This is a genomic window from aff. Roholtiella sp. LEGE 12411 (genome assembly GCF_015206995.1).
In the GTDB taxonomy this organism is placed as follows: domain Bacteria; phylum Cyanobacteriota; class Cyanobacteriia; order Cyanobacteriales; family Nostocaceae; genus Komarekiella.
The window spans coordinates 1-6,529 of record NZ_JADEXR010000234.1; the positions used below are offsets into that span (position 1 = coordinate 1).

At 42.2% G+C, this 6,529-nt stretch carries 7 protein-coding genes; 3 read left to right on the forward strand and 4 right to left on the reverse strand.

Features of this window, described 5'->3' with window-relative positions; all coding sequences use genetic code 11:
* Positions 1-269 precede the first annotated feature (269 nt).
* Complete coding sequence (locus tag IQ246_RS28260) at positions 270-1,052, forward strand: class I SAM-dependent methyltransferase (RefSeq protein ID WP_194006602.1); 783 nt, start codon at positions 270-272, stop codon at positions 1,050-1,052.
* Positions 1,053-1,169: 117 nt separating this feature from the next.
* Here IQ246_RS28260 and def read toward each other — a convergent pair whose 3' ends face one another.
* On the reverse strand, positions 1,170-1,703 hold the full coding sequence (gene def / locus IQ246_RS28265; protein WP_194006603.1) for a peptide deformylase: 534 nt from the start codon (positions 1,701-1,703) through the stop codon (positions 1,170-1,172).
* A gap of 142 nt (positions 1,704-1,845) precedes the next feature.
* A complete protein-coding gene (gene tnpA / locus IQ246_RS28270) occupies positions 1,846-2,286 on the reverse strand; it encodes an IS200/IS605 family transposase (protein ID WP_194006143.1) in 441 nt (146 codons plus the stop codon).
* A gap of 50 nt (positions 2,287-2,336) precedes the next feature.
* On the opposite strand from tnpA, the gene IQ246_RS28275 reads away from it, so the two are divergent.
* Positions 2,337-3,575, forward strand: coding sequence for an RNA-guided endonuclease TnpB family protein (locus IQ246_RS28275; protein WP_194006604.1), 1,239 nt, complete (start codon positions 2,337-2,339; stop codon positions 3,573-3,575).
* Positions 3,576-3,585: 10 nt separating this feature from the next.
* Here IQ246_RS28275 and IQ246_RS28280 read toward each other — a convergent pair whose 3' ends face one another.
* Positions 3,586-4,848, reverse strand: coding sequence for an HhoA/HhoB/HtrA family serine endopeptidase (locus IQ246_RS28280; protein WP_194006605.1), 1,263 nt, complete (start codon positions 4,846-4,848; stop codon positions 3,586-3,588).
* A 169-nt stretch (positions 4,849-5,017) separates the two neighbouring features.
* Between IQ246_RS28280 and dnaA the strand changes: the two genes are divergently transcribed.
* Positions 5,018-6,397 carry a chromosomal replication initiator protein DnaA gene (dnaA, locus tag IQ246_RS28285; RefSeq protein ID WP_194006606.1) on the forward strand — a complete coding sequence of 460 codons (1,380 nt, stop codon included), beginning with the start codon at positions 5,018-5,020 and terminating at the stop codon, positions 6,395-6,397.
* Here dnaA and IQ246_RS30035 read toward each other — a convergent pair.
* On the reverse strand, positions 6,346-6,529 hold a 184-nt coding region (locus IQ246_RS30035), incomplete at its 5' end, for a hypothetical protein (RefSeq protein ID WP_208492339.1). The genes dnaA and IQ246_RS30035 overlap by 52 nt on opposite strands.

Genomic DNA, 6,529 nt, shown 5'->3' on the forward strand with positions numbered 1-6,529 from the left:
TGGCAAACGGGATCAGGGCAAGAACCGTACATCTAAGGTAATACCTGAAAAGCGGATATTATTTGAGCAGTTGTCTTTACAATTGTTTGATTAAGAATCCCCTCGGCTTTAGCCACGGGAGTGTCAAATCTTTTTTATCTCACGCAAAGGCGCAAAGAAGATGGAAACTGCTGTAATTGCGATCGCTTTGATCTCTAAAAGTTTCCCAAGGATAAATAATCTTGAGATAATTGAGAGTAAATCAGCAGTCTTACCACAAAATTGTTATAATGCCGCTCTACGATGTAATAGGTCAAGAATATTCCAGCACTCGCGTTCCTGATTTGAGGATTGTTCAAGCGATCGCTGACTTGCTAACACTACCAAAACACAGTATTGTTGCTGACATTGGTGCAGGAACTGGCGGATACAGCCATATACTTGCACAACAGGGATTTTGGATTTATGCAGTTGAACCATCTTCTGTGATGCAAGCGCAAGCAGTGCCACACCCACACCTCAAGTGGTTCATTGGCTCAGCGGAAAATTTGCCCCTCCCAGATAACTCTGTTGACGCTGCTGTCAGTATCCTGTCGATGCATCACTTCTGTAACCTTGAGCAATCTTGCCGAGAAATTCATCGGGTGGTTAGAGATGGAGCCTTAGTTTTCTTTACCTTTGATATTCGCCTGAGTCAACCCCTTTGGCTCAACGATTACTTTCCTTGGCTGCGAGAGGATGCTTTACGTTTTCCCCCACTGGCGACAATTGCAGCAAAAATTGAAGCTTGTACCCAGAGACAGGTTGAAACATTTCCATTTCATATTCCACATAATCTATCAGATATGTTCGCCGCTGCTGCATGGCGACGACCAGAAATGTACTTAAATTCTCAAGTTCGAGCCGGGATTTCATCTTTTGCGATCGTCGATAACGAAATGGTACAGCACGGTGTTCAGCGACTGGCAGCAGATTTAGATAGTGGTCAGTGGGATGTTAAATACGGCACGATTCGAGTACTCACAGAAATTGATGCAGGATATCGCTTTCTGCGTGCTACGCTTACGCAATAAATAAGACACAAATGATCAAGTTTGAGTCCGGTGAACATCAAATTGTTGCAATAGCCCCAACATCTGCGGCAATGATAGCTTATGGTGTGAAGTATCATTCTTGAGAGCTATTCCGAATTAAATATTATTAACTACTCGTTGTTGGTATTCCTGCTCTGTGATCATCTCAAGAGTGTTTTCCAGGCGATCTACAAATACAATACCATCGAGATGATCGTACTCATGTTGAAAGATACGAGCCACAAAATCAGTTAATTCTTGCTTTTGTAACTTGCCATTGCGATCAGTGTATTCCACTTCAATTGCCTGATACCTGGGAACTAACCCTCTAATCCCTGGAACACTTAAACAACCTTCCCAACCTTTGACAACTTCAGTTGAATGAGCAGTGATTTTGGGATTAATCATCGCAGTAGGCTCCATTTCAGGGGCGTTGGGATACCTGGGATTAGGACGGGAGGCGACAATCAATAAACGATAAGATTGTGCTAATTGAGGCGCAGCAATTCCCACACCGTTAGCCTGAACAACGGTAGTAATTAAATCCTCAATTAATTTTTGAATGTGCTCATCTTGAATATTGTCAACCAAAGCCGCTTTTTGGCGCAGTATGGGATTGCCTAATTGAATAATTGGCACTAATTCAGCCATGATCAAAATTAATTCCTCTAGGTTATGGAAGTGGCGAGTGGGGGAGTGAGGTAGCCCGTGCTGAGTGCTGAAGGAGAATAATAACTCTTGACTTTTGACTCTTGACTTTTGACCAAAAGAATGGGATACAAGCCCCGTGGTTCTACGACGGCTTTTCTTGATTTCTGATGTACTCCTTCAAGACATCTAAAGGCGCACCCCCTACGGACACAGCAAAATAGCTGGGACTCCATAAAGCTGCGCGTGTTGCCGGGGGGAGTATCCCCCCGGCAAACTCGCATTCTTTCTGGGGTTTTTTGTATCCGGCTTGTCCATATCTACGACTGGAAACACCTTTTAGTGCATTAACTATTTGAGAGATGGACAATTTGGGCGGATATTCAATAAGTGCGTGAACATGGTTATCCTCGCCGTTAAATTCAATTACTTGAAAATCCATCTTTTTAGCTACTTCTCTAAAGGTTTTATCAATTAACTCAAGACTCTCCTTCGTGAATACAGACCTACGATACTTAGTAACGCAGACCAAATGAATTTTTAGGTCTGTAATAGAGTGTCTTTCTCTGCGAAACTGGCTTGTCACTTCTTCTAGACCAATGTACAATCCTCTTACAGACAAATTATACATTGTCCATGAAAGCTAGATATCAATTCCGTTTCTACCCAACAGACCAACAACAAAAGCTTTTAGCTCAGTTGTTTGGCTGTGTGCGCGTAGTTTGGAATGATGCACTGGCTATTTGTAAACAGTCCGTTAGCGTTCGCGGAGCGTCTCGTAGAGAAGCGGGCGAGCGTACCCGCTCGACGAAGCTACCAAGTAATAACGACTTGCAAAAGTCAGTGATTACTCAAGCCAAAAAGACTGATGAGCGTTCATGGTTATCTGATGTTTCTAATATCCCATTGCAACAATCTGTTGCTGATTTGGGAATTGCTTATAAAAACTTTTTCGATTCCCTCAAAGGTAAGCGCAAAGGTAAAAAAGTTGGTAGTCCTAAATTCAAAAAGAAGACGCAAAGGCAATCAGCACGGTTCAGAATTGGTGGATTCTCAATCAAAGGAGATGAAATATATCTAGCCAAAATTGGTAATGTTAAGCCTATTTGGTCAAGGCGGTTGCCATCTGCTCCAAGTAGCATAACTGTTATTAAAGATTGCGCTAACCGCTATTTTCTTAGTTTTGTTGTAGACGTTGAGCCTATTCATACTGATGCTAAAAACCAAAGCATTGGTATCGACCTGGGAATCAAAACTTTTGCGGTTATGAGTAATGGAAAAAAAGCAATAAGCCCTGATTACTCAGAGAAAGACCGCAAAATTCGCTTTCTTACGCGTAAACTAGCAAGACAGGAAAAAGGTTCAAAACGTCGTGAACGTACCCGCATAAGAATCGCCAAGCAACACAATCAAATCGCAGACACTCGTAAAGATTTCTTGCACAAACTATCAACCAAAGTAGTTAGTGAGAACCAAACTATTGTTTTGGAAGACTTGAATGTGTCAGGCATGGTCAAAAACCGTAGACTAGCAAGAGTGATTAGCTTGCAAGGTTGGAGAGAATTTCGCGTATTTTGTGAAGCTAAATCTGAAAAACTTAACCGGGATTTCAAGGTAATTAGCAGATGGGAACCTACTAGCCAAACTTGCTCTTGCTGTGGGTATCGTTGGGGCAAGATTGATTTGTCTGTTCGTTCAGTGTTGTGCTTAAACTGCAACACTGAACACGACAGAGATGATAATGCTTCCAAAAATATAGAAATGGTCGGCATGGGGCATCGGCACGACCTTAAACGGACGGGGAGCGACCATAAGACTACTTCGGTAGCTAGTTGCTGTGATCCGTCAAGAATCACCGCACCTTTAGGTCGGTGAGTATGTCAAATTAGCTTTCACGTTGTGCAGGTAAAGCAGCCGGTCGGACTCTTAGTTGTGAAGTTTGTCCATCGCGTTCTACTTGTATTTGCAACGTACTACCGATTTTGCTATTTTCTACGAGCTTTTGCACTTCCTCAATTTTAGTAACAGATTGGTTACTAATGCTTTTAATCACATCACCGGGTTGTAGTCCAGCCACAGATGCGGGCGATCGCGGCACAACAGCAACTACTAAAACGCCCTGATTTGCTCTAAGATTGAGGCGATCGCCAACTCTATTTTGGATTCTTTCTTTAACTTCTGGCGTCAGTGTCACCATCTGAACCCCTAAATAAGGATGCTCGACCTTGCCATTAGCAATTAATTCCTGAGCAATTCTTTGTACTGTGTTGATGGGAATGGCAAATCCCAAGCCTTGAGCGCCTCGGATAATGGCTGTGTTCATCCCAATCGCTTGGCCACGAGCATTTAGCAGTGGCCCACCAGAGTTACCGGGGTTAATCGCAGCATCCGTTTGAATATAATCAACTCGCTTGTCGCTAGCACCGATGTCGCTACTAGAGCGACCTGTAGCACTAATAATCCCAGAAGTAACGGTATTGTTTAGACCTAAAGGATTACCGATGGCAATTACTGCTTCTCCTGGTTGCAGTGCATCGGAGTTACCCACAGCTAAGGTTGGCAAGTTATTAGCGTTAATTTTGATTACGGCTACATCAGTTACCGGGTCTTCACCTAGTACTTTGCCGTCAAAAGTCCGCCCATCTTTGAGTGTGACGGTGACTGTATCAGCACCATCTACCACATGTGAATTAGTCAAAATTTGACCTGAAGAATTAATAATTAATCCAGAGCCACTACCCCGTTCTACCCGTTGTCTAGGCTGTGATGGTACGGTTTCTCCAAAAAACCGCCGGAAAAATGGATCGTTAAACTCATCTGGTACACGAGAAGTCACTGTCCTGGCAGAATCAATACGAACTACCGCAGGCCCAACCCTTTGCACTACTGCGACTACAAAGTTGGGATCTCCAGAGGATGAGATAATTGGCGGGGGAGCAATTAGCGGATTGGAGACAGTAGTATTTTGAGGCTGAGTATCGTTTTGTTGAGTCTCTAATGACTTGTTAGGTAGAAGAGAGCAGCTTCCCAAGAATACTACTGCTAACCCTTTTAGCAGCATCAACAGAATACTGTTTACTCTCCATCTGCGGGGCAAATCATTGCTATCAATATTTTTAGGCGCTAAGTAATGATTAATATTCTTCATGTATTTTTACTTATCCGTGCTAGTCAGTGGGTGGTAGGATATTGCCTACCGGGTTTATCCCAGAATAGTTACAACTTGAAAGCTTGTTCCAGGTCTTGAGTGTCTCAATGCTAAATTGGTGCTTGCTCATATCTTCTATTGTGACGATTAGCAGCAAAGGTAGTAGATGATGGAAATTCCCATAGAAAGTCTGTGGAGTCAGGTATTAGAGCGTTTACAGCTAGAATTATCCCGACCCACCTTTGAAACTTGGATCAAAACTGCTAGTGCGGAGCGATTAGAAAATAATTGTTTAGTTATACGTACTCCTAACCCGTTTGCTCGTAATTGGTTACAAAAATATTACATCAATACAATTGCTCATGTGGTGCAAGATATTCTGGGGCATCCTGTAGAAATTTATATTACTGTTGCTCAAGGTGATGAATCTCATCTTAGTGAAACAGAGATTACTGGGGAATTATCCGCTTCAAGCAGTATTGTCCAAAATGTTCCTACACACAGACAAAAAACCACAGAATTAAATTCTAAGTATATATTTTCACGATTTGTAGTTGGTGCTAACAACCGTATGGCTCACGCTGCTTCTTTGGCAGTTGCTGAATCTCCAGGCAGAGAATTTAATCCTTTATTCTTATGCGGTGGCGTAGGCTTAGGTAAAACTCACTTAATGCAGGCTATTGGTCACTATCGCTGCGAAATTTATCCTGATTGCAAAATATTTTATGTTTCTACTGAGCAGTTTACTAATGATTTAATTACAGCAATTCGTAAGGATAGTATGCAAAGTTTTCGAGAGCATTACCGAGCTGCTGATGTTTTGTTAGTAGATGATATTCAGTTTTTAGAGGGAAAAGAATATACGCAAGAAGAATTCTTTCATACTTTTAATACTTTACATGAAGCTGGCAAACAAGTCGTCATTGCTTCTGATCGTCCTCCTAACCATATTCCTAGCTTACAAGAACGTCTTTGCTCTCGTTTTTCTATGGGTTTAATCGCAGATATTCAACCACCAGATTTAGAAACTAGAATGGCAATTTTACAGAAAAAATCTGAGTACGAAAATATTCGTCTTCCCAGAGATGTAATTGAGTATATTGCTTCTAACTATACTTCTAATATTCGGGAATTAGAAGGAGCTTTAATTCGAGCATTAGCCTATATTTCCATTTGGGGTTTACCCATGACTGTGGGAAATATTGCCCCAGTTTTAGAGCCATCTAGTGAGAAAGTGGCAGCTACTCCAGAAGCAATTTTAACGGTTATTGCAGATACTTTTGATATTTCAATTGAAGACCTAAAAAGCAACTCACGACGTCGGGAAATTAGCTGGGCACGTCAAATAGGAATGTATCTAATGCGGCAACACACGACTCTAAGTTTACCTAGAATTGGCGAAGAATTTGGTGGCAAAGACCATACAACGGTAATCTACAGTTGCGATAAAATTACCCAACTTAGGGAAAGCGATCGCACATTAGCACAAACACTACGTCAACTAAGCGATCGCATCAATATGAATAGCCGCTCCCAAAAATCATCGTGAAATGGAGTGGAGGAGTGGAGGAGCAAAAGAATAACTCTCTTTCCCAATGCCCAATACTTCTCTAACGAGAGGCTGCGCCAACGACTTCGCTCAGTACAAGTGCCCCATCCCCAATGCCCAATGCCCCATGCC